The sequence below is a fragment of the Longimicrobium sp. genome, from assembly GCF_036554565.1.
GTDB lineage: Bacteria > Gemmatimonadota > Gemmatimonadetes > Longimicrobiales > Longimicrobiaceae > Longimicrobium.
This window is the reverse complement of record NZ_DATBNB010000502.1, coordinates 1-2,679: the sequence shown is the minus strand read 5'-3', so window position 1 is coordinate 2,679 and position 2,679 is coordinate 1. Positions and strand designations below refer to the sequence as shown.

Sequence of the window (2,679 nt, the reverse complement as noted above, 5' to 3'; positions counted from 1 at the left end):
CACCACCGGCCGCATCGAGCATCTGTACACCGACCCGCACGTCGAGGGCGCGCCGCTGCGCCTGCACTACGGCGACCTGCTGGACGCCTCCTCGCTGCGGCGGCTCATCGAGAGCGTGCGACCCGACGAGGTGTACAACCTCGCGGCGCAGTCGTTCGTGCAGACCTCGTGGACGCAGCCCGTGCTCACCGGCGACGTCACGGGGCTGGGCGTCACGCGCATGCTGGAGGCCATCCGCATCTTCGACCGCGAGCGCCGCATCCGCTTCTACCAGGCGTCGTCGTCGGAGATGTTCGGCAAGGTGCAGGCGGTGCCGCAGGACGAGAACACGCACTTCTACCCGCGCTCGCCGTACGGCGTGGCCAAGGTGTACGGCCACTGGGCCACGGTGAACTACCGCGAAAGCTACGGGATGTACGCCGTCAGCGGCATCCTGTTCAACCACGAGTCGCCCCGGCGCGGGCTGGAGTTCGTGACCCGCAAGGTGACGGACGGGGCCGCGCGCATCAAGCTGGGGCTGGCCACGGAGCTTCGCCTGGGCAACCTGGACGCGCAGCGCGACTGGGGATTCGCCGGCGACTACGTGCGGGCCATGCACCTGATGCTTCAGCCGGACCAGCCCGACGACTACGTGGTGGCCACGGGCGAGACGCACACGGTGCAGCGCCTGGTGGAGCTGGCCTTCGGCGCGGTGGGGCTGGACTGGCGCGAGCACGTGTCGCTGGATCCGCGCTTCATGCGCCCGGCCGAGGTGGACCTGCTCGTGGGCGATCCGTCCAAGGCCAAGCGCGAGCTGGGATGGGAGCCCGAGGTGGGCTTCGAGGCGCTGGTGAGCATGATGGTGAATGCCGACCTGGAGCGCCATCGCGCCGCCGCCTCCGCCGGCTGATCGCGTGCGGGTCCTGGTAACCGGCGCGGCGGGGTTCGCGGGCACCTGGCTGGTGCGGGCGCTGCTGGAGGACGGGCACACCGTGGTGGCCACCCGGCAGGAGGGCCACCCGTCGCCCGCCGACGAGGGCGGGGTGGAGTGGATTTCCCTGGACGTCACCTCCGCCGAAAGCGTGGAGGCGGCCGTCGCGCGCGCCGCGCCCGAGCAGGTGTACCACCTTGCCGGGCAGGCGTCCGTCGCCGGGTCGTTCAACGACCCGCTGGGCACCTGGGACGTGAACGCCACGGGCACCCTGCGGCTGGCACGGGCGCTGCCGGCCGACGCGCGGCTGCTGCTGGTGAGCTCGGCCGAGGTGTACGGCGTGGTGCCCGAGGAGGAGCAGCCCATCCGCGAGGACCGCCCGCTGCAGCCCTGCAACCCGTATGCGGCCAGCAAGGCGGCGGCGGAGATGGCGGCGCTGCAGGCGCGCGGTCCGGTGGTGGTCGCCCGCTCGTTCAACCACACGGGGCCGGGGCAGGACGAGCGCTTCGCCCTGGCCAGCTTCGCCCGCCAGCTCGCGGAGATCCGCGCGGGGCGCGGCGAGCCCGTGCTGCGCGTGGGCAACCTGTCCGCGCGCCGCGACCTGCTGGACGTGCGCGACGTGGCCCGGGCGTACGTGCGGCTGATGAACGAGGGCGAGGCCGGCCAGGCCTACAACGTCTGCTCCGGCCACGCGGCCGCCATGAGCGACGCCGTCGAGCAGCTGATCGCCCTGTCGGGCACGGGCGCCCGGCTGGAGCTGGACCCGGAGCGCGTACGGCCCGTGGACGTGCCGCTGCTGTGCGGCAGCGGCGCGCGGCTGCGGGCGCTGGGCTGGGCGCCGGAGATCGCCTTCCGCGACACGCTGGCCGACCTGCTGGAGTCGCACGTGCAGGCGGTTCGCGCGGGGACGGCGGCGTGACGGGTACCGTCTACCTGGTGGGCGCCGGGCCGGGCGACCCGGGCCTGCTGACGCTGCGCGCCGCCGAGCTGATCGCCCGGGCCGACGTGCTGGTGTACGACGCCCTGGTCAGCCCGGCCATCCTGGAGCGCGCCACCGCCCCGCGCCGCATCTACGTGGGCAAGCGGGGGGGCGAGCACACCCGCACCCAGGACGAGATCAACGGCATCCTGGTGGAGCTGGCCCGCGAAAACCGCTGCGTGGTGCGGCTGAAGGGCGGCGACCCGTTCGTCTTCGGGCGGGGCGGGGAAGAGGCGCTGATCCTGGCGAAGGCCGGCGTGCCGTTCGAGGTGGTTCCCGGCGTCACGGCGGGGATCGCCGCGCCGGCGTACGCGGGAATCCCCGTCACCCAGCGGGGGATGGCGGCCAGCGTGGCCTTCGTCACGGGGCACGAAGACCCCACCAAGGCCGACACCGACGTCGACTGGGCGCACCTGGCCCGCGGCGTGGGCACGGTGGTCTTCTACATGGGCGTGGGGCGGATGGCGGAAAACTTCCGCCGACTGGTTGAGGCCGGCCGCGCGGCGGACACCCCGGCCGCGGCGATCGAGTGGGGAACGTACCCCCGCCAGCGCACCGTCACGGGAACGCTGACCACCCTTCCCGCCATCGCGCGGGAGGCGGGAATCGGCGCCCCGTCGCTGATCGTCGTGGGCGAGGTGGCGTCCCTTCGGGAGCAACTTGCGTGGTGGGACCGCCGCCCCCTGTCGGGAAAGCGCATCGTGGTCACCCGCGCCCGGGCGCAGGCCAGCGAGTTCGCGGCCGCGCTGGAGGCGCTGGGCGCCGAGACGGTGCAGGTCCCCACCGTCCG

3 protein-coding genes are annotated in these 2,679 nt (G+C 73.6%); all 3 read left to right on the top strand.

Going from position 1 to position 2,679, the window contains the following annotated elements:
- The coding region (gmd, locus tag VIB55_RS13810; RefSeq protein ID WP_331877237.1) for a GDP-mannose 4,6-dehydratase at positions 1 to 889 on the top strand (889 nt) is incomplete at its 5' end.
- A 4-nt stretch (positions 890 to 893) separates the two neighbouring features.
- Positions 894 to 1,829 carry a GDP-mannose 4,6-dehydratase gene (locus VIB55_RS13805; protein WP_331877236.1) on the top strand — a complete coding sequence of 312 codons (936 nt, stop codon included), beginning with the start codon at positions 894 to 896 and terminating at the stop codon, positions 1,827 to 1,829.
- A partial coding sequence (gene cobA, locus VIB55_RS13800; RefSeq protein WP_331877235.1) for a uroporphyrinogen-III C-methyltransferase occupies positions 1,826 to 2,679 on the top strand: 854 nt, incomplete at its 3' end. The genes VIB55_RS13805 and cobA, both read left to right, overlap by 4 nt.